General features: G+C 56.4%; 33 protein-coding genes. 1 reads left to right on the top strand and 32 read right to left on the bottom strand.

Going from position 1 to position 20,824, the window contains the following annotated elements; genetic code table 11:
- Window positions 1-12 precede the first annotated feature (12 nt).
- Entirely contained in the window at window positions 13-1,371 is a 1,359-nt protein-coding gene (locus CLU91_RS18535; RefSeq protein ID WP_100875307.1) for an ATP-binding protein, read from the bottom strand.
- Window positions 1,368-2,096 carry a response regulator gene (locus tag CLU91_RS18530; protein WP_035824023.1) on the bottom strand — a complete coding sequence of 243 codons (729 nt, stop codon included), beginning with the start codon at window positions 2,094-2,096 and terminating at the stop codon, window positions 1,368-1,370. The genes CLU91_RS18535 and CLU91_RS18530 overlap by 4 nt, the downstream gene beginning before the upstream one ends.
- 187 nt (window positions 2,097-2,283) lie before the next feature.
- On the opposite strand from CLU91_RS18530, the gene CLU91_RS18525 reads away from it, so the two are divergent.
- Entirely contained in the window at window positions 2,284-2,817 is a 534-nt protein-coding gene (locus tag CLU91_RS18525; protein WP_157814729.1) for a Spy/CpxP family protein refolding chaperone, read from the top strand.
- Window positions 2,818-2,923: 106 nt separating this feature from the next.
- On the opposite strand, the gene dsbD is transcribed toward CLU91_RS18525, so the two are convergent.
- The 30 genes from dsbD to creD form a co-directional block, all read right to left on the bottom strand.
- Window positions 2,924-4,852: a protein-disulfide reductase DsbD gene (dsbD, locus tag CLU91_RS18520; protein ID WP_100875306.1), complete on the bottom strand. Its 1,929-nt coding sequence runs from the start codon at window positions 4,850-4,852 to the stop codon at window positions 2,924-2,926.
- Between the two features lie 158 nt (window positions 4,853-5,010).
- Window positions 5,011-5,403 (bottom strand): 50S ribosomal protein L17, encoded by a 393-nt coding sequence (gene rplQ / locus CLU91_RS18515; protein ID WP_010394482.1) that lies wholly within the window; start codon window positions 5,401-5,403, stop codon window positions 5,011-5,013.
- Window positions 5,404-5,536: 133 nt separating this feature from the next.
- Entirely contained in the window at window positions 5,537-6,514 is a 978-nt protein-coding gene (locus CLU91_RS18510) for a DNA-directed RNA polymerase subunit alpha (RefSeq protein ID WP_008444343.1), read from the bottom strand.
- 102 nt (window positions 6,515-6,616) lie between these two features.
- Complete coding sequence (rpsD, locus tag CLU91_RS18505; protein WP_010394478.1) at window positions 6,617-7,240, bottom strand: 30S ribosomal protein S4; 624 nt, start codon at window positions 7,238-7,240, stop codon at window positions 6,617-6,619.
- Window positions 7,241-7,495: 255 nt separating this feature from the next.
- On the bottom strand, window positions 7,496-7,900 hold the full coding sequence (rpsK, locus tag CLU91_RS18500) for a 30S ribosomal protein S11 (RefSeq protein ID WP_010394475.1): 405 nt from the start codon (window positions 7,898-7,900) through the stop codon (window positions 7,496-7,498).
- Window positions 7,901-7,917: 17 nt separating this feature from the next.
- A complete protein-coding gene (gene rpsM / locus CLU91_RS18495) occupies window positions 7,918-8,283 on the bottom strand; it encodes a 30S ribosomal protein S13 (protein ID WP_046681666.1) in 366 nt (121 codons plus the stop codon).
- A 14-nt stretch (window positions 8,284-8,297) separates the two neighbouring features.
- On the bottom strand, window positions 8,298-8,411 hold the full coding sequence (gene rpmJ, locus CLU91_RS18490) for a 50S ribosomal protein L36 (RefSeq protein ID WP_010394471.1): 114 nt from the start codon (window positions 8,409-8,411) through the stop codon (window positions 8,298-8,300).
- Window positions 8,412-8,453: 42 nt separating this feature from the next.
- On the bottom strand, window positions 8,454-8,672 hold the full coding sequence (infA, locus tag CLU91_RS18485; protein ID WP_005663428.1) for a translation initiation factor IF-1: 219 nt from the start codon (window positions 8,670-8,672) through the stop codon (window positions 8,454-8,456).
- Between the two features lie 18 nt (window positions 8,673-8,690).
- Window positions 8,691-10,025 (bottom strand): preprotein translocase subunit SecY, encoded by a 1,335-nt coding sequence (secY, locus tag CLU91_RS18480; protein WP_010394438.1) that lies wholly within the window; start codon window positions 10,023-10,025, stop codon window positions 8,691-8,693.
- A 32-nt stretch (window positions 10,026-10,057) separates the two neighbouring features.
- A complete protein-coding gene (rplO, locus tag CLU91_RS18475; RefSeq protein WP_034753211.1) occupies window positions 10,058-10,489 on the bottom strand; it encodes a 50S ribosomal protein L15 in 432 nt (143 codons plus the stop codon).
- 30 nt (window positions 10,490-10,519) lie between these two features.
- Window positions 10,520-10,699, bottom strand: coding sequence for a 50S ribosomal protein L30 (rpmD, locus tag CLU91_RS18470; protein ID WP_010394435.1), 180 nt, complete (start codon window positions 10,697-10,699; stop codon window positions 10,520-10,522).
- A 10-nt stretch (window positions 10,700-10,709) separates the two neighbouring features.
- The gene (gene rpsE / locus CLU91_RS18465) at window positions 10,710-11,228 is read right to left on the bottom strand and encodes a 30S ribosomal protein S5 (RefSeq protein ID WP_010394433.1); all 519 of its coding nucleotides are present in this window, start codon (window positions 11,226-11,228) and stop codon (window positions 10,710-10,712) included.
- A 9-nt stretch (window positions 11,229-11,237) separates the two neighbouring features.
- Complete coding sequence (gene rplR, locus CLU91_RS18460; RefSeq protein ID WP_010394431.1) at window positions 11,238-11,600, bottom strand: 50S ribosomal protein L18; 363 nt, start codon at window positions 11,598-11,600, stop codon at window positions 11,238-11,240.
- A 13-nt stretch (window positions 11,601-11,613) separates the two neighbouring features.
- Window positions 11,614-12,147, bottom strand: a complete 534-nt coding sequence (rplF, locus tag CLU91_RS18455) for a 50S ribosomal protein L6 (protein WP_034778281.1) — start codon at window positions 12,145-12,147, stop codon at window positions 11,614-11,616.
- A gap of 10 nt (window positions 12,148-12,157) precedes the next feature.
- The gene (rpsH, locus tag CLU91_RS18450; protein ID WP_034753208.1) at window positions 12,158-12,553 is read right to left on the bottom strand and encodes a 30S ribosomal protein S8; all 396 of its coding nucleotides are present in this window, start codon (window positions 12,551-12,553) and stop codon (window positions 12,158-12,160) included.
- A 14-nt stretch (window positions 12,554-12,567) separates the two neighbouring features.
- Window positions 12,568-12,873 carry a 30S ribosomal protein S14 gene (gene rpsN / locus CLU91_RS18445; RefSeq protein ID WP_010394423.1) on the bottom strand — a complete coding sequence of 102 codons (306 nt, stop codon included), beginning with the start codon at window positions 12,871-12,873 and terminating at the stop codon, window positions 12,568-12,570.
- Between the two features lie 2 nt (window positions 12,874-12,875).
- Window positions 12,876-13,415: a 50S ribosomal protein L5 gene (rplE, locus tag CLU91_RS18440; RefSeq protein WP_010394421.1), complete on the bottom strand. Its 540-nt coding sequence runs from the start codon at window positions 13,413-13,415 to the stop codon at window positions 12,876-12,878.
- Between the two features lie 6 nt (window positions 13,416-13,421).
- Window positions 13,422-13,736 carry a 50S ribosomal protein L24 gene (gene rplX, locus CLU91_RS18435; protein ID WP_034753204.1) on the bottom strand — a complete coding sequence of 105 codons (315 nt, stop codon included), beginning with the start codon at window positions 13,734-13,736 and terminating at the stop codon, window positions 13,422-13,424.
- Between the two features lie 9 nt (window positions 13,737-13,745).
- Window positions 13,746-14,114, bottom strand: coding sequence for a 50S ribosomal protein L14 (gene rplN / locus CLU91_RS18430; protein WP_008444317.1), 369 nt, complete (start codon window positions 14,112-14,114; stop codon window positions 13,746-13,748).
- Between the two features lie 253 nt (window positions 14,115-14,367).
- Window positions 14,368-14,640: a 30S ribosomal protein S17 gene (gene rpsQ / locus CLU91_RS18425; RefSeq protein WP_010394415.1), complete on the bottom strand. Its 273-nt coding sequence runs from the start codon at window positions 14,638-14,640 to the stop codon at window positions 14,368-14,370.
- Window positions 14,637-14,828, bottom strand: coding sequence for a 50S ribosomal protein L29 (gene rpmC, locus CLU91_RS18420; RefSeq protein ID WP_010394412.1), 192 nt, complete (start codon window positions 14,826-14,828; stop codon window positions 14,637-14,639). Before rpmC ends, rpsQ begins: the two co-directional genes overlap by 4 nt.
- Window positions 14,829-14,840: 12 nt before the next feature.
- Window positions 14,841-15,260 carry a 50S ribosomal protein L16 gene (gene rplP / locus CLU91_RS18415; protein ID WP_010394411.1) on the bottom strand — a complete coding sequence of 140 codons (420 nt, stop codon included), beginning with the start codon at window positions 15,258-15,260 and terminating at the stop codon, window positions 14,841-14,843.
- Between the two features lie 2 nt (window positions 15,261-15,262).
- Complete coding sequence (gene rpsC, locus CLU91_RS18410; RefSeq protein WP_034753199.1) at window positions 15,263-16,087, bottom strand: 30S ribosomal protein S3; 825 nt, start codon at window positions 16,085-16,087, stop codon at window positions 15,263-15,265.
- Between the two features lie 9 nt (window positions 16,088-16,096).
- A complete protein-coding gene (gene rplV, locus CLU91_RS18405) occupies window positions 16,097-16,429 on the bottom strand; it encodes a 50S ribosomal protein L22 (RefSeq protein ID WP_170840583.1) in 333 nt (110 codons plus the stop codon).
- Complete coding sequence (gene rpsS, locus CLU91_RS18400; protein WP_008444295.1) at window positions 16,426-16,701, bottom strand: 30S ribosomal protein S19; 276 nt, start codon at window positions 16,699-16,701, stop codon at window positions 16,426-16,428. The genes rplV and rpsS overlap by 4 nt, the downstream gene beginning before the upstream one ends.
- A gap of 10 nt (window positions 16,702-16,711) precedes the next feature.
- Complete coding sequence (gene rplB / locus CLU91_RS18395) at window positions 16,712-17,539, bottom strand: 50S ribosomal protein L2 (protein ID WP_034753198.1); 828 nt, start codon at window positions 17,537-17,539, stop codon at window positions 16,712-16,714.
- Window positions 17,539-17,856 carry a 50S ribosomal protein L23 gene (gene rplW / locus CLU91_RS18390; protein WP_010394398.1) on the bottom strand — a complete coding sequence of 106 codons (318 nt, stop codon included), beginning with the start codon at window positions 17,854-17,856 and terminating at the stop codon, window positions 17,539-17,541. The genes rplB and rplW overlap by 1 nt, the downstream gene beginning before the upstream one ends.
- Window positions 17,853-18,473 carry a 50S ribosomal protein L4 gene (gene rplD, locus CLU91_RS18385; protein ID WP_034753197.1) on the bottom strand — a complete coding sequence of 207 codons (621 nt, stop codon included), beginning with the start codon at window positions 18,471-18,473 and terminating at the stop codon, window positions 17,853-17,855. The genes rplW and rplD overlap by 4 nt, the downstream gene beginning before the upstream one ends.
- A gap of 3 nt (window positions 18,474-18,476) precedes the next feature.
- Window positions 18,477-19,133, bottom strand: a complete 657-nt coding sequence (gene rplC, locus CLU91_RS18380) for a 50S ribosomal protein L3 (RefSeq protein ID WP_010394393.1) — start codon at window positions 19,131-19,133, stop codon at window positions 18,477-18,479.
- 215 nt (window positions 19,134-19,348) lie between these two features.
- Window positions 19,349-20,758 carry a cell envelope integrity protein CreD gene (gene creD, locus CLU91_RS18375; RefSeq protein ID WP_100875305.1) on the bottom strand — a complete coding sequence of 470 codons (1,410 nt, stop codon included), beginning with the start codon at window positions 20,756-20,758 and terminating at the stop codon, window positions 19,349-19,351.
- Window positions 20,759-20,824 lie beyond the last annotated feature (66 nt).

Genomic DNA, 20,824 nt, shown 5'->3' with positions numbered 1-20,824 from the left:
GCATGGAAATGCTCACTTTCCTGCGTAATACTCTGGCACGATCAGGGTAACTTCCAGTCCACCGTCGACATGATTGAGCAGTGAAACCGTGGCGCCATGTTGCTCGGCGATATTGCGCGCGATGGTCAGGCCCAGGCCCGTGCCGCCCGATTCGCGCGAACGCGAGGTCTCGATGCGATAAAACGGTTCGAACACTTTGGCCAGCTGATCCGGCGCAATACCCGGCCCGCCGTCGCGGATGCGGATGCGTGCGGCGCCGGCGATGCGTTCAACGGTGACCTGCGCGTACTGGCCATATTTGACGGCATTGTCGATCAGGTTCACCAGGCAACGCCGCATGGCGATGGGCCGGGCCATCAGGGCCATGCTGGCCTGCCCGGCCAGGGTCACGTTCTGGCCGGCATCGGCCGCATCGGAGCAGACGCTATCCAACAGGGAATCGAGATCGAGCGCCTGCATCGCTTCCGTGCTATCCATCGAGCGGGCCAGGTCCAGCCCTTCCTTGACCATGCTCTGCATGGCCGACAGGTCGCCCACCAGGCGCTCATACAATTCCGTATCGGCCACCTTTTCCAGGCGCAGGCGCAAACGCGTCAGCGGCGTCTGCAAGTCGTGCGTGATGGCGGCCAGCATTTGTGTACGCTGGGAAATATGCTGGCGGATGCGCGCCTGCATGGCATTGAAGGCGGCACTGGCCTGGCGGATCTCGCTGGCGCCCGACAGGGTCAGCGGCGGATGGTTGATGTCGTTGCCCAGGTCTTTTGCCGCCTGCGCCAGCTGCTTGAGCGGGCGCATGGTCATGCGCGTGACCAGGTAGGCGAGGATGGCAATGCTGATCAGGAAAGGCAGCAGGGTCATCCAGTCGTTATGTTCATTGAACGGTGGCTGCTGGCGCGGCGGCAAGACCATCAGGCGCAGCACGTGGCCATCCTGCATGCGCACGTCGAGGTTTTCGCAGGTGCCGCCCCATGGCTTGGCGGAAAACATGCCCGGCCTCTGGCGCGGCTTGACGCAGGCTTCCGGGCGTTCGGCCAGCGCGCTGACCTTGAAACCTTCGCCCAGCTTGGCTTGCAGGGCGCTGGAAAACTCCGTCGGCGCGCCGGGCGTATGTTCCGTGTCGGGACGCAATTCCAGGCGCACGCTGCCTTTGTTGGCGACCTTCAGGTAGGCGGCGCGCGAGGCCAGCGGCACCACGTCGGCCGCCATCACCAGCTGCTCGGCCCGCTCGACGGCATGATAGTCGCGGTATTGCTCGATGGCGCGCTGGCGTTCGCCCACGGCCAGCCACTGCGTCAGCGCGGCCGAAGCGACGATGCCGATCAGCAGAAACATGAAGACCCTGCCCGTCATCGACCCCAGAAAGGCCTTCACGCGTGCGGCTCCACGTTGACTTGCCCGGCCAGCACGTAGCCGCCATTGCGCACGGTCTTGATGATTTGCGGCAAACGGGCATCTTCACCGAGCTTTTGCCGCAAGCGGCTGATCTGGATATCGATCGAGCGGTCGAACGGATCGGCGTCGCGGCCCTGCGTCAGGTTCAGCAACTGGTCGCGGTTGAGCACGCGGTTCGGGTGTTCGAGGAACACGCGCAGCAAGCGAAATTCCGCACCCGACAGCATGATCACCAGGCCCGTGGGATTCAACAAATGGCGCGCCGTGAGGTCCAGGGTCCAGCCGGAAAAGCGGATTTGCTGCGCCTTGTCCGAGGGCACGTTCGATGGCATGGCATGGCTGCGGCGCAGCACGCTGCGTATGCGCGCCAGCAATTCACGGGGTTCGAACGGTTTCGGCAAGTAATCGTCGGCGCCCATTTCCAGGCCCAGGATGCGGTCCAGCGGCTCATTGCGCGCCGTCAGCATGATCACCGGCACGGTCGATTGGGCACGCAGCTTGCGGCACAAGGTCAGGCCATCGTCGCCGGGCAGGTTCAAGTCCAGCACGATCAGGTCGGGCCGCGTTTCATCGAGGATTTTCCACATGGCCGTGCCATCGGCCGCGCCCAGGGTGCGGTAGGCGTTCGTTTCCAGGTAGTCCGCCAGCAAGCTGCGGATATCGCGGTCATCGTCGACGATGAGAATTGTAGAAGTGGGTTCCATGGTACGAATTATCCCCACTTCCCCTGCCCTTGCACAGCGCATTTGTATCGTCTTGTATATAGGGGACCCGAAGAAACATATAGATACAAACTGTCTGGCAGCGGACACTTCGGGGAAACATGGGGCGTCCACCATGGATTCATGTGCAGCAACATGTACATCCCTCATCTTTTACAAAGGAATCCAGATGAACGCCTCAATGACAACCTTGCGCAAGAATTTGATCATCGCCATGAGCGTGCTCGGCATGGGAGCGGCATCGCTGACCGTCCACGCCCAGGAAGCGGCCGCCAGCGCGCCTGCCGCCAGCAGCAAGATGCAACATGAAGGCCAGCGCGGCCAGCACCGCGCAGGCAATCCTGCCGAACGCATGGCCAAATACCAGGCCCGTCTGCACGACAAGCTGAAGCTGACGGCCGCCCAGGAATCGGCCTGGGCCACTTTCACGGCCGCCAACGCGCCGAAAAAACCGATGGGCGACTGGAAAGCCAGGCGCGAAGCGATGGCCAAGCTGTCGGCGCCGGAACGCATGGAGCAATGGATCGCCATGTCGAAGGAACGCATCGCCGACCAGGAAAGCCGATTGGCCTCGCTGAAAACGTTTTACGCCGTGCTGACGCCGGAGCAAAAGAAAGTGTTTGACGACAGCGTGCCTGGCGGCAAGCACGGCGGCCATCGCGGTGGCCACCATGGTATGCATCAGCAGCCCAAAGCTGGGTAGGTCGGATTAGCGGCAACGCCGCGTAATCCGACAACATCGTTGATGTATGTGGTGGCGTCGGGTTACGCCCTGGCGGGCTAACCCGACCTACCCCGACCTACCCGCCCTACTCCTCTAGCTTGCGCAACGAGGTCAGGAAAGTGGCCGCATTCTGGAAGCCGATTACGCGCGACTGGGCGATTTCCTGCCCCTGCGGGTTGAACATGATGATGCCGGGCGGGCCGAACAGCTGAAAACGTTTCAGCATGGCCTTGTCGTCCGCATCATTGGCCGTCACATCCACTTGCAGCAGCACGGCTTGCCCCATTTTCTCGCGCACGGCAGGGTCGACGAAGGTCAGCTTTTCCATCTCGATGCACGACACGCACCAGTCCGCATAAAAGTCCAGCAAGGCCGGCTTGCCATTCAATTGCGCCAGCGCCGCGTCGAGCTGCGCCACGGTCTTTACACGCGTAAATGGTTGCGCGTGCACCTGGCCACCGCCGAGGTGCGCCAGCGGCGCCAGCGGGTCGCGGCCACCGCTGGCCACGCCAACCAGTTGCACCGCGCCCAGCACGGCAAACACGAGGCCGAAGGCCCTGGCGACCCAGCTGGCCTTACCGTTCAGCAAATACATGCCATAACCGATACCGAGCGCCGTCCAGCCCAGCATCTTCACGGCGCCCGGCAATACGGGAGACACCATCCACCATGCCGTCACGAGCAGCATGAAGCCGAAGAAGCGCTTGACCGCATCCATCCAGACGCCGGCACGCGGCAACAGCCAGCCGGCCGACGCGCCCACCAATAACAGCGGAATGCCCATCCCCATCGCCAAGGTGAACAGTGCCTGGCCACCGAGTACCGCGTTGCCAGTCTGACTGATGTAAAGCAGCACACCGGCCAGCGGACCAGCCACGCATGGGCCAACGATCAGTGCCGAAATGGCACCCATGACAAATACGCCAACCAGCTTGCCCGAAGCTTGCTGGTTCGATGCCTTGGTCAAACGCTGCTGCAATGCAGCCGGTACTTGCAACTCGTAAAAGCCGAACATCGACAGCGACAGCAGCGCCAACAACACTGCAAACGTACCCAGCACCCAAGGATTCTGCAGCCGCGCCGCCAGTCCTTCACCGAGCAGGCCAGCCACCACGCCCAGTGCGGTATAAATGATGGCCATGCCCAACACATAAGTCAGCGATAGCAGGAAAGAGCGAGAGCGCTTGATGCCGGCGCCTTCGCCGACGATGATCGACGACAAGATCGGCACCATCGGCAACACGCACGGTGTAAACGACAGCGCCAGGCCGAATACCAGGAAGAGCGGCACGATCACCAGCAGCTTGCCGCTTTTCAATGCGGCTTCGGCAATCCCCATCTCGCCAACAGGCGCGGCGCTTGCCGCGACGGGAGCTGCTGCGACGGGATCCGGTGTGCTGGTGATGTTCGCCTGGGGAATGCTCAGCACGGATACGCCAGGCGATGCTTGCGCCTGCGGCCCGTTGACGGCTGCCGTGTCGACGGCCGGCGCGGCCGGCAAGGCAAACTTCGACGGCAAGCCGCCCGGCGCCATGCTCTGGCCGCCGCCGCCCACCAGCTGGGCCGTCGCATCCTGCGGCGCATAGCACAAGCCCTTGTCGGAGCAGCCTTGCCCCGTCGCCTTCAGGGTGAACGCGCCGGCCGCTTCCACGGGTATCGTGATGGTGAGCGTCTTGCGGAACGTTTCCACGTTCTTCTGGAAGGTGTCGTCAAACTTGACCTTGCCAGCCGGATACACGGGCGTGCCCAGCTTGGCGCCCACGGCCTCGAACTTGAAGCGCTCGTGGTACATATAGTAGCCATCGGCAATCACATAGGTGACGGCGATGGTGGACGGGTCCTGCATGCGGGCGGAAAATTTGAAGGCCAGCTCGGGATCGAGGAATTCATCGTCGGCGCGGGCATGGCCGGCGCCAAAAACGGCGATCAACAGGAAGCAACAGGCAGCAAACCAGGTGAGAAAACGATGGCGTGGCGCGGCGCGCGCGGTGGCGCTGGAGAGGAAACGGGACATGAACTACCTTTTCGACCATTCGACAGAGGACGCGCGGAGCAGGCAGCGCTTGTGCCGGGCCGGCGCGAAAGGAGAATAGTACACTGCGGTAAGAATGACTGCAGCAGAAAACAAAAAAGCCAGGCTAGGCCTGGCTTTCTCAGATACAACTGGCAGGATTACTCGCCAGCGATTTCAACTGCTTCGGTCGTGTCTGGACGATCCATCAGTTCGACGAACGCCATAGGAGCGTTATCGCCTACGCGGAAACCCATTTTCAGGATGCGCACATAGCCGCCGTTACGGTTGGCGTAACGTGGGCCCAGTTCAGCGAACAGCTTCAAGACCATTTCACGATCGCGCAGGCGGTTGAAGGCCAGACGCTTGTTTGCCAGGCAGTCAGTTTTGCCCAAGGTCAGAATTGGCTCGACAACGCGGCGCAGTTCTTTTGCTTTTGGCAGGGTGGTTTTGATCGCTTCGTGACGCAGCAGCGATACTGTCATGTTGCGCAGCATTGCCAGACGGTGGGACGAGGTACGATTCAGTTTACGGAGGCCGTGACCGTGACGCATGATAAATCCTTTCGGTGAGTGTTTAAATTCCAGCTCTTCGATCGATGATGCTAGTGCAACATCGCGGGCCGGTTTGGTGCTTCAAAATAAAAGCCTGGGACACCTGTCCCAGGCAGTTTGCTACAACTACGAATTACTTTTCCAGGCCTGCAGGCGGCCAGTTTTCCAGCTTCATGCCCAAGGTCAAGCCGCGCGATGCCAGCACTTCCTTGATTTCGTTCAGGGACTTGCGGCCCAGATTTGGCGTTTTCAGCAGTTCGTTTTCCGAACGTTGGATCAGGTCGCCGATGTAGTAGATGTTTTCCGCTTTCAGGCAGTTCGCCGAACGCACGGTCAACTCCAGGTCGTCGACTGGACGCAACAGGATAGGATCGACCAGCGGAGCGCGCGATGGCGCTTCGGCGGCGGCTTCCGTGCCTTCCAGGGCAGCGAACACATTCAACTGGTCCACCAGGACGCGGGCCGACTGGCGGATCGCTTCTTCCGGCGAGATCACGCCGTTGGTTTCGATGTTGATGATCAGCTTGTCCAGGTCGGTACGTTGTTCAACGCGGGCCGATTCAACGAAGTACGATACACGGCGCACTGGCGAGAACGACGCGTCCAGGATGATGCGGCCGATGGTCTTGTTCGTGTCTTCCGACAGGCGACGCACGTTACCAGGAACGTAGCCGCGGCCTTTTTCAACCTTGATCTGCATGTCCAGCTTGCCACCAGCGGTCAGGTGGGCGATCACGTGGTCAGGGTTGATCAGTTCGACGTCATGCGGCAGGTCGATGTCGGAGGCCAGGATCGCGCCTTCGCCTTCTTTTTTCAGGGTCAGGGTTACCGAATCGCGGTTGTGGACTTTGAAAACCACACCCTTCAAGTTCAGCAACAGATCGACGACGTCTTCTTGCACGCCATCGAGGGAGGAATATTCGTGGACGACGCCGGCGATCGTCACTTCGGTCGGCGCGTAGCCCACCATCGACGACAGCAGAACGCGGCGCAACGCGTTACCCAATGTGTGGCCATAGCCGCGCTCGAACGGTTCCATCACGACTTTGGCGTGACCTGCACCGAGAGCTTCAACATCGATAATACGTGGCTTCAACAAACTGTTTTGCATGAAATGTCCTTTTCAATACCCTCGGCTCATTACACCGATAAGGCTGATGGCATTAGTAAAACGCCCACTCGATCGAGTGGGCGGTGATAGTGCTAACTACTATTAACGCGAGTACAGCTCGACGATCAGCGATTCGTTGACGTCGTTAGCGATTTCGTTACGCTCTGGCAGGGACTTGAAGGTACCTTCCATTTTCTTGGCATCAACCGAAACCCAGCTAGGCATACCAACTTGTTCAGCCAGCGACAGTGCTTCAACGATACGCACTTGCTTTTTCGATTTTTCACGAACAGCAACGATGTCGCCAACTTTGACAGCGTACGAAGCGATGTTCACAACGATACCGTTCACGGTGAACGCTTTGTGGCTGACCAATTGACGCGCTTCAGCGCGGGTCGAACCAAAGCCCATGCGGTAGCAAACGTTGTCCAGACGCGTTTCCAGCAACTTCAACAGCGTTTCGCCGGTGTTGCCTTTACGACGGTCTGCTTCAGCGAAGTAGCGGCGGAATTGACGTTCCAGCACGCCGTACATGCGTTTTACTTTTTGCTTTTCGCGCAGTTGGTTACCGTAGTCCGAGGTGCGGGCGCCGGATTTGACACCGTGCTGGCCTGGTTTGACGTCCAGTTTGCACTTGCTGTCGAGCGAGCGACGTGCGCTCTTCAGGAACAGGTCAGTACCTTCACGGCGGGAGAGTTTTGCTTTAGGTCCGATATAACGTGCCACGATGCTTCCTTTTATTAATGATAACGCCCCAGCCACATGCATGATCAAACACGCTGCTGCGGTTAGGCGCTAGTCTGACTCAGCTTCAATCAGACGGTGGCTGAAAACGAAAAACCCGCCAAATGGAATTTGACAGGCAAGAACAGCCGGGCAGTATAACCGTTTCCGGCTCCCTGCTCCAGCGATTTCACACAACTGTACTAATACAACAGACAGAAAAGCAGCTGGCGCCGAAGCGCCCTCTGCAACACTATCTTAGATACGACGACGTTTCGGTGGACGGCAACCGTTGTGCGGTACCGGCGTCACGTCCTGGATCTCGGTGATCTTGATGCCCAGGTTGTTCAGCGCGCGAACGGCGGATTCACGACCAGGACCTGGGCCCTTGATACGTACTTCCAGGTTCTTGACGCCACACTCAACAGCCACTTTACCAGCGGCTTCCGCGGCGACCTGCGCTGCGAACGGGGTCGATTTACGCGAACCCTTGAAGCCTGCACCGCCGGAGGTAGCCCACGACAAGGCATTGCCTTGACGATCGGTGATGGTAATGATGGTGTTATTGAACGAAGCGTGGACATGTGCAATGCCTTCAGCGACGTTCTTTTTAACTTTTTTACGCACGCGTGCTGATGCGGCGTTATTTTGCGACTTAGCCATAATTATTCCCTAGCGGATTATTTTTTCAGCGATTGAGCGGCTTTACGCGGTCCCTTGCGGGTACGTGCGTTCGTACGCGTACGCTGGCCACGGCAAGGCAGACCCTTACGATGGCGCATGCCGCGGTAGCAACCCAGATCCATCAAACGCTTGATGTTCATGGACAGTTCACGACGCAGATCGCCTTCGACGATGAATTTACCTACTTCATCGCGCAGTTTTTCCAGTTCGCTGTCATCCAGATCTTTGATCTTTTTGTTGGTTGCTACACCGGTCGATGCACAGATTTTCTCTGCGCGTGGACGGCCCACACCGTAGATGGCTGTCAGGCCGATAACGGTATGCTGATGATTTGGGATATTAACCCCTGCAATACGTGCCATTTGTTATTCCTCGATTAACCTTGACGCTGCTTGTGACGTGGTTCCACGCAGATTACGCGGACTACGCCTTTGCGCTTGATGATCTTGCAGTTGCGGCAGATCCGCTTGACTGATGCGAGAACTTTCATTTTTGGGCTCTTTCTTTCGCTTCTTTGGTTTGATTCAGTGTGTTACTTGGTACGGAACACAATGCGGGCTCGGCTCAAGTCGTACGGCGTTAACTCCACCGTCACCTTGTCTCCAGGGAGAATGCGAATATAGTTCATCCGCATTTTACCTGAAATATGCCCGAGCACCACGTGTCCGTTCTCCAGCTTCACTCGAAATGTTGCATTTGGGAGATTCTCAAGAATCTCGCCCTGCATCTGTATGACGTCGTCTTTTGCCATTCGGTATGTTTACCGCGCTTAACGCGTCGGAATTCCGCCCTTGAAATTTGCTTTGCGCAGCAGCGAATCATATTGCTGCGACATCACGTAGTTCTGTACTTGCGCCATGAAATCCATGGTGACAACTACAATAATCAATAAAGAAGTACCGCCGAAATAGAATGGTACTTTCCACTGGGCTTGCATAAATTCCGGCAATAAACACACCAGGGTGATGTAGACTGCGCCGGCAAGTGTCAAGCGTGTCAGGATCTTGTCGATGTAACGGGCTGTCTGCTCGCCTGGACGAATCCCGGGAATGAACGCACCGCTTTTCTTCAAGTTATCCGCTGTTTCCTTGCTGTTAAACACCAGCGCTGTATAGAAGAAACAGAAAAACACGATCGCCACTGCGTACAACAGCGCATGGATAGGCTCACCAGGCCCCATCGATGCTGCCAAATCTTTCAAGAACCGCACCGCAGGGTTAGCGTTGTCGGCGCCCTTTGAAAACCAGTCCACGATAGTGGCCGGAAACAAGATGATCGAAGAAGCAAAGATCGGCGGGATCACGCCGGCCATGTTCAGCTTCAACGGCAAATGGCTGGTTTGACCGCCATAAATCTTGTTGCCTACCTGGCGCTTCGCGTAATTGACCAATATTTTGCGCTGACCACGTTCGACGAATACAACGAAGTACGTTACCAGTGCTACCAGGATCACGATGAAAATCGCGCTGAAGCTGCCGATCGAACCATTCGACACCTGAGTGAACAAGCCACCCAACGCCGACGGCAGACCTGCTGCAATCCCGGCAAAAATGATGATCGAGATGCCATTCCCCAAGCCACGCTCGGTAATTTGCTCACCCAACCACATCAAAAACATTGTTCCGGTCAACAAAGTGACGACCGTCACGAAGCGGAATGCAAGACCAGGTTCCAACACCAGACCAGCTTGCGACTCCAGTGCGACTGCAATGCCTAACGCTTGGAACAGTGCCAGGGCAACCGTGAAATACCGGGTGTACTGGGTGATCTTGCGACGACCTGCTTCGCCTTCTTTTTTCAACGCTTCCATCTGCGGTGACACGATCGACAGCAATTGCATGATGATCGAGGCCGAGATATAAGGCATGATACCCAGCGCAAACACTGTAAAACGAGACAAGGCACCGCCCGAGAACATGTTGAACATGCCCAGGACGCCGCCTTCGTGCTCCTTGAACAGCGAGGCTAATTGTGTCGGGTCAATCCCGGGAACCGGGACGTGAGCACCGATACGATAAACCACCAATGCGCCAAGCAAAAACCAGAGCCGTCCCCAAGGGAAACCGGCCGCTGCACTTTTAGCAAGTTGTGGATTAGTCGCCAATTTTCGCTCCGATCAAGCTGTTAGCGGTCAACTCAGGCTACCGAGCCGCCGGCTGCTTCGATGGCGGCTTTCGCGCCAGCGGACACTTTCAAGCCCTTCAAATTCACCGCTTTGGTGATTTCGCCGGACAAGATCACGCGCACGTCACGGGCCAACACGCCCAGAACGCCAGCTTGCTTCAAGACCAGAATGTCGACATCGCCAACAGCCAGGTTGTTCAGATCGGACAGGCGCACTTCAGCTTTGAAGGTTGCGTGCATCGATTTGAAACCGCGCTTAGGCAGACGGCGTTGCAGAGGCATCTGACCGCCTTCGAAACCGACTTTATGAAAGCCGCCCGAACGCGATTTCTGACCTTTGTGACCACGACCCGAGGTTTTACCCAGGCCGGAGCCGATACCGCGACCGACGCGACGCTTGTAGTGCTTAGCGCCTTCGGCTGGTGCAATAGTATTCAATTCCATGATTTGCTCCGTTCGTGTAAGCCCGAAGGCTTACCCGACAACTTTAACGAGATACGATACTTTATTGATCATGCCGCGTACGGATGGGGTGTCTTGCAATTCGGAAACCGAATTTACACGACGCAGACCCAGACCGCGCACGGTAGCGCGATGCGATTCGCGCGTACCGATCAAGCCCTTGACCAATTGCACTTTGACTGTGTTTGTCATTTTGTCCACCTTAAGCCAGAATGTCTTCAACCGACTTGCCGCGTTTGGCAGCGATATCGGAAGCAGTGCTCATTTTCGACAGGCCGTCCAGCGTAGCGCGTACCAGGTTGTATGGGTTGTTCGAACCGGTGGATTTCGCCACCACGTCCGTTACGCCCATCACTTCGAAGATAGCGCGCATGGCGCCACCAGCGATCACGCCAGTACCAGGCTTAGCTGGGTTCATCAGGACCTTGGAGGCGCCGTGACGACCAACAACCGTGTGATGCAAGGTACCGTTTTTGAGCGGTACTTTGATCAGGTTGCGACGGGCTTCTTCCATTGCCTTCTGCACGCCAACTGGCACTTCTTTCGATTTGCCCTTGCCCATGCCGACGCGGCCATCGCCATCACCAACTACGGTCAGCGCGGCGAAACCCATGATACGACCACCCTTGACCACTTTGGTCACGCGGTTGATCGCGATCATTTTTTCGCGCATGCCATCATCCGGCTTGTCGCTTTGCATTTTTGCTTGCATTTTTGCCATGATTGATCCTTAGAACTTCAGACCGGCTTCGCGTGCGGCTTCTGCCAACGCTTTCACACGGCCGTGGTAACGGAAACCGGAGCGGTCAAACGCAACTTCGGTAATCCCTGCTTTCAACGCTTTTTCAGCGACGCGCTTGCCGATCAAGGCTGCAGCAGCGGCATTGCCGCCTTTGCCGGATTGGCCTGCCAGTTCAGCGCGAACTTCCGCTTCAGCCGTCGAGGCCGAAACCAGGACTTTAGCATCCGGGCTGATCAGGTTGGCGTAAATATGCAGGTTGGTGCGATGCACCGACAAGCGATTTACTTTCAATTCCGCAATCTTGATGCGGGTTTGGCGTCCGCGGCGAAGCCGTGATTCTTTCTTATCCATCGTCAGCCCCTAATTACTTCTTCTTGGTTTCTTTAAGCTTAACCACTTCGTCCGCATAGCGAACGCCCTTGCCTTTATAAGGCTCAGGAGCGCGGTAAGCACGAACTTCAGCGGCTACCTGGCCAACCTGCTGACGGTCGATACCTTTAATCAGGATCTCGGTCGGGGTTGGTGTTGCGCAGGTAACGCCAGCTGGCATGTCATGCACTACAGGGTGCGAGAAACCCAGGGACAGATTCAGCTTGTCGCCTTGAGCTTGCGCCTTGTAACCCACGCCTACCAGGTTCAGCTTTTTCTCGAAACCCTTGGTGACGCCAACAACCATGTTGTTGACCAGTGCGCGCAGCGTGCCGGACATGGCATTGGCTTCGCGGCTGTCGTTCGCCACGTCGAAACTCAGGGTTCCTGCATTGTTTTCCACTTTGACCTGGCCGGTAAGGGCCTGGGAAAGTACGCCCAGCGGGCCTTTTACGGTGATCGCTTGTGCGGAGATGGCGACTTCGGCGCCAGCTGGCACTACGATAGGCATTTTAGCTACTCGAGACATGTGTAACTCCTTAAGCCACGTAGCAAATAACTTCGCCGCCGACACCGGTAGCGCGTGCTTTGCGGTCAGTCATGACGCCTTGCGGAGTCGACACGATCGCCACACCCAAGCCATTCATCACAACAGGGATCTCGTCTTTACCCTTGTAGACGCGCAGACCCGGACGGGACACGCGCTCCAAGCGCTCAATGACGGGACGGCCAACATAATACTTCAAACCGATTTTCAGTTCCGCTTTGCCACCAGCTTCGGCAACAGCGAAATCTTCAATGTAACCCTCGTCCTTCAGGACGCTGGCAATCGCAATTTTGACTTTCGACGATGGCATGGCCACGGTCGTCTTTTGCACGCCTTGTGCATTGCGAATGCGGGTCAGCATATCGGCGATAGGATCGCTCATACTCATTGCATATTCTCCTATTACCAGCTTGCTTTTGTCATACCCGGAATTTCACCACGCATGGCGAATTCACGGAGCTTGATACGACCCAGACCGAATTTACGGAATGTGCCGCGCGGACGACCAGTGATGGCGCAACGGTTACGTTGACGCGTCGGGTTCGAGTTACGTGGCAGCGCCTGCAGTTTCAGGCGAGCTTCGTAGCGCTCTTCTTCCGATTTCGATTGGTCATCGACGATGGCCTTGAGAGCTTCGCGCTTAGGGGCGAATTTCGCCACCAGGTCAGCACGCTTGATCTCACGATTAATCAGTGACAGTTTGGCCATGATCAGTTCCTGAAAGGGAATTTAAAGGCGGCGAGCAAAGCTTTGGCTTCGTCATCGGTCTTAGCGGTTGTCGTGATGCTGATATTCATACCGCGCAACGCGTCAATCTTGTCGTATTCGATTTCAGGGAAAATGATCTGTTCCTTGACACCGATGTTGTAGTTGCCACGACCATCAAATGCACGGCCGTTCACACCACGGAAATCGCGTACGCGCGGCAGAGCCACGGTAATGAAGCGATCCAGGAACTCGTACATGCGAGCGCCGCGCAGGGTGACCATCGTACCGATCGGGTAACCTTCACGGATTTTGAAGCCTGCGATCGCTTTGCGGGACTTGGTGGTCACTGGCTTCTGGCCGGCGATCTTGGTCAAGTCAGCAACTGCGTGCTCGAGAACTTTTTTATCCGCGATAGCCTCACCAACACCCATGTTCAGGGTGATCTTGGTCAGGCGTGGAACTTCCATTACCGACTTGTAACCAAACTTGCTGGTCAGGTCGGCAACGACTTTTTCTTTATAGAATTCTTGGAGACGTGCCATGATTTCTTAAGCCTTCACTACTTCGCCGGAGGATTTAAAGATGCGAACTTTCTTGCCGTCCACTTCTTTGAAACCCACGCGATCTGCCTTGCCAGTCGCTGCATTAAACAATGCAACGTTGGACACGTGAATTGGCATGGTCTTATCGACGATACCACCAGTTACGCCAGTCATCGGGTTTGGCTTAGTCGCTTTTTTAGCGATGTTAATGCCGTCAACCACGATATGTTCAGCATCGATACGCTGCTGTACCACACCACGTTTGCCCTTGTCTTTCCCGGTCAGAACGATGACTTCGTCGTTTTTACGAATCTTATCCATTACGACTCCTTACAGGACTTCCGGTGCCAGGGACACGATTTTCATGAACTTCTCAGTACGCAGTTCGCGTGTGACAGGTCCAAAAATACGGGTACCGATCGGTTCCAGCTTGGCGTTCAACAGAACGGCGGCATTGCCGTCGAACTTCACCAGGGAACCGTCTTGGCGGCGAACACCTTTAGCGGTGCGCACAACCACGGCGTTATAAATTTCACCTTTTTTGACACGGCCACGTGGCGCAGCAACCTTAACGGTTACCTTGATCACATCGCCAATGCCAGCATAACGGCGCTTGGAGCCGCCCAATACCTTGATGCACATTACTTCTTTGGCACCGGTATTGTCAGCCACTTCGAGCCGGCTTTCAGTTTGAATCATAGTATTCTCTTTCCCAACTTAAGCCGAAGAATCCACACAATGTAGACCCACGGTCAGTCTTGGTCCCGCCAGAGCCGCCCTGCTGGGCTTCACTGTTTGGGTGCATGACCTTCATACATTAACTGACCGCGAATGCTACTGTCTGTGACCAGACACTTTGCGGCGTTACATGAACGAAGCCCGCAAGTATTACATACAATTTGCGGGCCTGCAAGTACTAATTAAAAGCCACCGCCGAAACGGTGGTTTTTATTTAAACGGTTGGTGCGGCTTGAACCACACGTGTCACCGTCCATGCCTTCGTTTTGGAGATCGGGCGACCTTCCTGGATCTCGACCGTATCACCGGCCTTGACTTGGTTGGTCTCGTCATGCGCGTGATACTTGTTCGAGCGCATGATGATCTTGCCATACAAAGGATGTTTTACGTGGCGCTCGATCAGAACGGTAACGGTCTTGTCCATCTTGTCCGAAACCACTTTACCGATCAGCGTGCGCTTGAGCGACTGTTTCACTGGTTCGTTCATTTGGCTTCCTTCAGATTCATTACCGTCTTCACACGCGCGATATCGCGGCGTACCTTCTTGAGCTGCGAAGTGTTGCTCAGCTGTTGCGTAGCGATTTGCATACGCAGGCCGAACTGTGCCTTCAACAAGTCATTCAGCTCTTTTTGCAGAGCTGGCTGGTCTTTGCCGCGGAGTTCAGATGCTTTCATATACAACTCCAATTATTGGCCGACTTGGCGGATGACAAACGTCGTCGCCAGTGGCAGTTTAGAGGCGGCAAGACGGAAAGCTTCCCGTGCCAGCGCTTCATCAACGCCATCCATTTCGTACAGTACTTTGCCTGGCTGAATTTCAGCGACGTAGTACTCAGGATTACCTTTACCGTTACCCATACGGACTTCAGCCGGTTTGTTCGAAATCGGTTTGTCCGGGAAAATACGGATCCAGATACGGCCACCGCGCTTGATGTGACGCGTCATTGCACGACGCGCCGCTTCAATTTGACGCGCAGTGATACGACCGCGCGCAACTGCCTTCAGACCGAATTCGCCAAACGACACGGCGGTGCCGCGGCTGTGCGAAATACCGGTATTACGGCCTTTCTGCTCTTTACGATACTTTCTGCGTGCTGGTTGCAGCATGATTATTCTCCTGCTTTCTCAGCTGGTGCTGCTGCGGCGGCCGGTTTAGCGGCGGTACGCACACGTGCACCTGGTGCTGTGGATGGTTTCGCACCGGCACCGGCTGGACGTGGACGGCCAGCTGGCTTGCCATCGTCACGGCGTGGGCCGCGGCTTTTCTTCTCGTCAGCTGGGGTATCGATGACTGGTGCATCGCCGTTAGGCGCGCGGTCACCTTTGTATACCCACACCTTGACACCGATGATGCCGTAGGTGGTCGACGCTTCGCTGGTACCGTAGTCGATATCGGCGCGCAGGGTATGCAGAGGCACGCGGCCTTCGCGGTACCACTCTTTACGCGCGATTTCGATACCGTTCAGACGGCCGGACGACATGATCTTGATACCGAGAGCACCCAGGCGCATTGCATTTTGCATTGCACGCTTCATGGCGCGGCGGAACATGATCCGTTTTTCCAGCTGCTGAGCGATCGAATCGGCGATCAGTTGCGAGTCGATTTCTGGCTTGCGAATTTCTTCGATGTTCACGTGAACAGGTACGCCCATGATCTTGGTCAGCGCCGACTTCAGTACTTCGATGTCTTCGCCTTTTTTACCAATGACCACGCCTGGACGCGAGCTGTAGATCGTGAAGCGCGCGTTCTTGGCTGGGCGCTCGATAACGATGCGGCCAACGGAAGCGTTCTTCAGTTTCTTTTTCAGGTAAGCACGTGCTTTTAAGTCTTCGTTCAGCATGGCAGCGAAATTACCGTTGCCTGCATACCAGCGCGAAGCCCAGTTACGGGTGACCGCCAGACGGAAACCGGTTGGATGAATTTTCTGACCCATCGTGGCTCCTTAGTTACCGACAGTCACGTAAACGTGACAGGATTGTTTCGAAATACGGTCGCCACGGCCTTTTGCACGCGCGGTGAAGCGCTTCAGGACGGGGCCCTTTTCGACGTAGATCGTTTTCACGAACAATTCGTCGATGTCCGCACCATCATTGTGCTCGGCATTCGCAATAGCGGATTCCAGAACACGTTTGATGATCGCAGCACCTTTTTTCGGGCTGAATTGCAAGATGTTGAGTGCAGCGTCAACTTTCTTGCCACGGATCAGGTCAGCAACCAGGCGGCCCTTTTGGTCCGACAGGCGCACACCTTTGAGGATAGCTTTAGTTTCCATTATTTCTTAGCCTTTTTGTCAGCTGCATGGCCCTTGAACGTACGGGTCAGTGCGAATTCGCCGAGCTTGTGACCAACCATGTTTTCGGAAACATAAACCGGCACGTGCAGCTTGCCGTTATGAACCGCGATCGTCAGGCCGATGAAGTCAGGCATGATTGTCGAACGACGCGACCAGGTTTTGATTGGCTTTTTGTCTTTGGCTGCTTGCGCGGCTTCAACTTTTTTCACCAGGTGGGCGTCACAGAACGGCCCTTTTTTCAATGAACGTGTCATGTGCTACCCCTTATTTCTTGCCGCGGCGCGAGACGATCATGGAAGTCGTACGCTTGTTGCTGCGTGTTTTCTTACCCTTGGTCTGTTGGCCCCATGGCGAAACTGGATGACGACCAGCTGCTGTTTTACCTTCACCACCACCGTGCGGGTGATCGACCGGGTTCATGACCACACCGCGAACGGTAGGACGAACACCGCGCCAGCGCATCGCGCCAGCTTTACCGATTTTACGCAGGCTGTGCTCGGCATTGCCGACTTCACCAACCGTTGCACGGCACTCGATGTGCACGCGACGTACTTCACCCGAGCGCAGACGCACTTGAGCGTAGGTACCTTCACGTGCCATCAGCACAACGCCAGCGCCAGCGGTACGTGCCATTTGGGCACCTTTACCTGGCAGCATTTCGACGCAATGCATCACGGTACCGACTGGGATGTTACGGATTGGCAAGCAGTTACCCGATTTGATCGGTGCTTCCGAACCGTTCATCACGCTGTCGCCAACGGCCATGCCTTTGGTTGCGATGATGTAGTGACGTTCGCCGTCGGCGTAGCACAGCAGAGCGATATTCGCGGTGCGGTTTGGATCGTATTCGATACGTTCCACTTTCGCTGGAATACCATCTTTGGTGCGCTTGAAGTCGATCAAGCGGTAGTGTTGCTTATGACCACCACCGATATGACGGGTGGTGATGTGACCGTTGTTGTTACGACCAGCGGTCTTGGATTTCTTTTCAACCAGGGCAGCGAACGGACGACCTTTGTACAGGTCGGCATTCACCACCTTCACCATGCCGCGACGGCCTGGCGAGGTTGGTTTCATCTTAACGAGTGCCATTATGCAGCCTCCTCGGAGAAGTTGATTTCCTGGCCAGGCTTCAGGCACACGAAAGCACGCTTGGTATGGTTACGACGACCGTTGAACTTGCCGGTGCGCTTTTGCTTACCTTCGCGGTTTGCAGTTTGCACGGACAGAACTTCAACCTTGAACAGCAGTTCGACCGCTGCCTTGATTTCAGGCTTGGTTGCATCCGGCAGTACGCGGAATACAATTTGCTCGTTCTTTTCCGCGACCATGGTGGCCTTTTCGGAAATCACGGGCGCCAACAGCACCTTCATCAAGCGTTCTTCGCTATGTTTCAAAATCGCGCTCATGCCAGCATCTCCTCAATCTTGGCCAATGCAGCTTTGGTGACCAGGATCTTCTTGTAGAACACCAGGGACATCGGGTCTGCGTGACGTGGCTCAACGACGAGTACGTTAGGCAGGTTGCGCGATGCCAGTTCCAGGTTTTCGTTCAGAACGTCGGTGATGATCAGAACCGAATCAAAGCCCAGGCCGTTCAATTTTTGCGACAGCAGCTTGGTTTTTGGCGCGTCGATCGTCAGATCGTCGATGACGATCAGGCGCTCTTCGCGGGCCAGCTGCGACAGGATCGAGCAGATACCTGCGCGATACATCTTTTTGTTCACTTTGTGGGTGAAGTTTTCGTCAGGCGAGTTCGGGAAAATCCGACCACCGCCGCGCCACAGTGGCGACGACGACATACCAGCACGAGCGCGGCCGGTACCTTTTTGGCGCCATGGCTTTTTCGTCGTGTGGTGAACTTCTTCACGGTCTTTTTGCTTGCGGTTACCACTACGTGCATTCGCTTGATAAGCGATGACGACTTGGTGGATCAGCGCTTCATTGTAGTCACGGCCGAAAATCGTATCGGCTGCAGCAACGTTCGAGGCGGCTTGACCTTGCGCATTCAGAAGCTTGAGTTCCATCGTTTAAGCTCCCTTCTTGGCTTTGGTTTTGATGGCTGGCGAGACAACTACCTGGCCATTTTTCGCACCTGGAATCGCGCCTTTGACCAGCAACAGCTGACGGTCGGCATCGATACGGGCGATCACGAGGTTCTGGATCGTACGGTTAACGTCACCCAGATGACCGGTCATGCGCTTACCAGGGAAAACGCGACCTGGATCTTGTGCCATACCGATGGAACCTGGAACGTTGTGCGAACGCGAGTTACCGTGCGTTGCACGGCCAGAAGCGAAGTGGTAACGTTTGATAACGCCTGCATAGCCTTTACCGATGGTAACGCCTTGCACGTCGATCTTTTGACCGACTTCGAACAGGGAAGCAGCGACAACATCGCCAGCTTTCAGTTCAGCGGCTTTGGCAGCGTCGACACGGAACTCTTTCAACAGAGTACCGGCTTCAACACCAGCTTTAGCGTGATGACCAGCAACAGCTTTGGTCACGCGGGAAGCGCGACGTTGACCGAATGCGACCTGAACAGCGGAGTAGCCATCTGTTTCAGGGGTTTTGATTTGCGCAACACGGTTGTTCGATACGTCCAACACGGTGACAGGAATCGAATCCCCTTCATCCGTGAAAATGCGCATCATACCAACCTTGCGACCGAGAAGGCCTAGGCTCATTTTTTCTCCATTCCCACCTGCGATTGGGCGGGGCTTGTTTAACTACAAAGTAACGTAGGACTCAAAAAAGACGAATCCATACCGAAGCCGGCTAGTATATAGCACAAAAACCCTTGACGCAACAAGTTAACACGGGGTATGTCAAAGTGTTGCGCAGCGCCCCTGCGACAGTTGCCGGCGGCGCTGCAAAGGTCGGCTAATGTAGCATACATCGCCTATTCATGCGGCTCTGCAGCGGGTGCCACCCCACCCTTGCCCACTTGATACCAGTCAACTTTGCGCGTCGCCACCATGATCGCGGCCAGCACGGCGAACAGCAGGATGCTGCCCATCACCAGCGCATTGTTTTCCGAGCTCAGCAAGCCATACAGGGCGCCATACAGCAGCGTCAACGCCAGGCCGAAGCCGATGCCGCGCCAGGCATTGTGCAGCACGTGCGCCAGATAAAAGCTGGTCAGCGCGATACAGGCGGCGCTGGCGATCAGATAAGCGGCGAGGAAGGCGATGTGCTCGGCCAGGCCCACGAGCAGCAGGAAGAAGATCACCAGCGACAGCCCCACCAGCAAATACTGCACCGGGTGGATCGGCAGGCTTTTCAAAATTTCAAAGATGAAGAAGGCGGCAAAGGTCAGCGCGACGAACAGCAAGCCGTATTTGGTGGCCCGGTCCGATTGCGAATACACATTCACCGGCTCGATGAAGCCGACGCTGAAGCGGTCCACCTGGCCCAGCGGCGCACTGTCGGGCACCTTGAATTCCCCCTCGATGGTGCTCAGCTGCGTTTGCGCGTTGGTGGCCAGCGAGGAGATGTTCCACTCGACCTGAAAGCCATCGGCATTGATCTGGCGGTGTTTCGGCGACGGCAGGAAGCGCCCGCCAAACTGCGGATGGGGCCAGTTCGACTTGATGCTGATCTGGCTGTTTTTCGCCACCGGCACGAAATGCTGGCGTTCGATGCCGTCGAGGCCCAGGTCAAAGCTGAATTTCACCTGTTGCGGTGCCGCCAGCGGCATGGCGCCCAGCGGCGCGTGCAGGCCGCTGCGGAAGGCAAACAGCTCGGTACCCTGCTCGAACTCGATCTTCTGGCCGCCCCAGTCGATTTTCGGGATGTTGCGGATGCCGCGCACGTCCTCGATGGACAGGGCGACGAAAGGTGCGCCCAGGGTCACGCGCGAGTCCGGCGACTTGCGCGGCAGCTGGCTGCCGGCCGGCACCGTGAAGTCGCCCTGGAACGCATGCTGGCCGCTGTAGACCAGTACCTGGTGGATGCCGCGGTAGCGGCGATCCGCGTCGATGCTGCCATTGATCAGCAGGTTGTTCGGGTAGACGAGCAAGCGGCGCTGCACCGTGCGGCGCAGCAGCTCCGTGCGTACGGGCGACTTCGCTTCCCTGTCATCGCCCTTGGCCACTTCCACGCGCTCTTCATATTGCTCCGTGTAGGGGATCACCAGGATGGGGCCGATGATGGTTTGTTCGCGCACCGAATCGGCGGCGATGCTGTTGACGGCTTCCTGGCGGAATTCCATCCGCTCCTTGATCGTTTCCTGAATCATCAGCAGAGGCAGGCCGATCAGCAGCATCAGGCCGAACACGATCAACGCTTTGACTAACAGAGTTTTTTGCATGGCGCATCCTTGAAGTAAGAAGGCCAGTGTAGAAAAATCATGTGCGCTGATGATGCGCTGCGTGTG

Origin of the sequence: Janthinobacterium sp. 64 (genome assembly GCF_002813325.1) — a bacterium.
Classification (GTDB): Bacteria; Pseudomonadota; Gammaproteobacteria; order Burkholderiales; family Burkholderiaceae_D; genus Janthinobacterium.
This window is presented reverse-complemented; position numbering and strand designations above follow the sequence as displayed.

What these genes read in the sequence shown, in the direction of transcription:
- CLU91_RS18530 (WP_035824023.1), bottom strand. Translation starts at nt 2,096, where the DNA reads ATGGAACCCACTTCTACAATTCTCATCGTCGACGATGACCGCGATATC.
- CLU91_RS18525 (WP_157814729.1), top strand. Translation starts at nt 2,284, where the DNA reads ATGAACGCCTCAATGACAACCTTGCGCAAGAATTTGATCATCGCCATG.
- dsbD (WP_100875306.1), bottom strand. Translation starts at nt 4,852, where the DNA reads ATGTCCCGTTTCCTCTCCAGCGCCACCGCGCGCGCCGCGCCACGCCAT.
- rplQ (WP_010394482.1), bottom strand. Translation starts at nt 5,403, where the DNA reads ATGCGTCACGGTCACGGCCTCCGTAAACTGAATCGTACCTCGTCCCAC.
- CLU91_RS18510 (WP_008444343.1), bottom strand. Translation starts at nt 6,514, where the DNA reads ATGCAAAACAGTTTGTTGAAGCCACGTATTATCGATGTTGAAGCTCTC.
- rpsK (WP_010394475.1), bottom strand. Translation starts at nt 7,900, where the DNA reads ATGGCTAAGTCGCAAAATAACGCCGCATCAGCACGCGTGCGTAAAAAA.
- rpsM (WP_046681666.1), bottom strand. Translation starts at nt 8,283, where the DNA reads ATGGCACGTATTGCAGGGGTTAATATCCCAAATCATCAGCATACCGTT.
- rpmJ (WP_010394471.1), bottom strand. Translation starts at nt 8,411, where the DNA reads ATGAAAGTTCTCGCATCAGTCAAGCGGATCTGCCGCAACTGCAAGATC.
- infA (WP_005663428.1), bottom strand. Translation starts at nt 8,672, where the DNA reads ATGGCAAAAGACGACGTCATACAGATGCAGGGCGAGATTCTTGAGAAT.
- rplO (WP_034753211.1), bottom strand. Translation starts at nt 10,489, where the DNA reads ATGGAATTGAATACTATTGCACCAGCCGAAGGCGCTAAGCACTACAAG.
- rpmD (WP_010394435.1), bottom strand. Translation starts at nt 10,699, where the DNA reads ATGACAAACACAGTCAAAGTGCAATTGGTCAAGGGCTTGATCGGTACG.
- rpsE (WP_010394433.1), bottom strand. Translation starts at nt 11,228, where the DNA reads ATGGCAAAAATGCAAGCAAAAATGCAAAGCGACAAGCCGGATGATGGC.
- rplR (WP_010394431.1), bottom strand. Translation starts at nt 11,600, where the DNA reads ATGGATAAGAAAGAATCACGGCTTCGCCGCGGACGCCAAACCCGCATC.
- rplF (WP_034778281.1), bottom strand. Translation starts at nt 12,147, where the DNA reads ATGTCTCGAGTAGCTAAAATGCCTATCGTAGTGCCAGCTGGCGCCGAA.
- rpsH (WP_034753208.1), bottom strand. Translation starts at nt 12,553, where the DNA reads ATGAGTATGAGCGATCCTATCGCCGATATGCTGACCCGCATTCGCAAT.
- rpsN (WP_010394423.1), bottom strand. Translation starts at nt 12,873, where the DNA reads ATGGCCAAACTGTCACTGATTAATCGTGAGATCAAGCGTGCTGACCTG.
- rplE (WP_010394421.1), bottom strand. Translation starts at nt 13,415, where the DNA reads ATGGCACGTCTCCAAGAATTCTATAAAGAAAAAGTCGTTGCCGACCTG.
- rplX (WP_034753204.1), bottom strand. Translation starts at nt 13,736, where the DNA reads ATGGATAAGATTCGTAAAAACGACGAAGTCATCGTTCTGACCGGGAAA.
- rplN (WP_008444317.1), bottom strand. Translation starts at nt 14,114, where the DNA reads ATGATTCAAACTGAAAGCCGGCTCGAAGTGGCTGACAATACCGGTGCC.
- rpsQ (WP_010394415.1), bottom strand. Translation starts at nt 14,640, where the DNA reads ATGAACGAACCAGTGAAACAGTCGCTCAAGCGCACGCTGATCGGTAAA.
- rpmC (WP_010394412.1), bottom strand. Translation starts at nt 14,828, where the DNA reads ATGAAAGCATCTGAACTCCGCGGCAAAGACCAGCCAGCTCTGCAAAAA.
- rplP (WP_010394411.1), bottom strand. Translation starts at nt 15,260, where the DNA reads ATGCTGCAACCAGCACGCAGAAAGTATCGTAAAGAGCAGAAAGGCCGT.
- rpsC (WP_034753199.1), bottom strand. Translation starts at nt 16,087, where the DNA reads ATGGGTCAGAAAATTCATCCAACCGGTTTCCGTCTGGCGGTCACCCGT.
- rpsS (WP_008444295.1), bottom strand. Translation starts at nt 16,701, where the DNA reads ATGACACGTTCATTGAAAAAAGGGCCGTTCTGTGACGCCCACCTGGTG.
- rplB (WP_034753198.1), bottom strand. Translation starts at nt 17,539, where the DNA reads ATGGCACTCGTTAAGATGAAACCAACCTCGCCAGGCCGTCGCGGCATG.
- rplW (WP_010394398.1), bottom strand. Translation starts at nt 17,856, where the DNA reads ATGAGCGCGATTTTGAAACATAGCGAAGAACGCTTGATGAAGGTGCTG.
- rplD (WP_034753197.1), bottom strand. Translation starts at nt 18,473, where the DNA reads ATGGAACTCAAGCTTCTGAATGCGCAAGGTCAAGCCGCCTCGAACGTT.
- rplC (WP_010394393.1), bottom strand. Translation starts at nt 19,133, where the DNA reads ATGAGCCTAGGCCTTCTCGGTCGCAAGGTTGGTATGATGCGCATTTTC.
- creD (WP_100875305.1), bottom strand. Translation starts at nt 20,758, where the DNA reads ATGCAAAAAACTCTGTTAGTCAAAGCGTTGATCGTGTTCGGCCTGATG.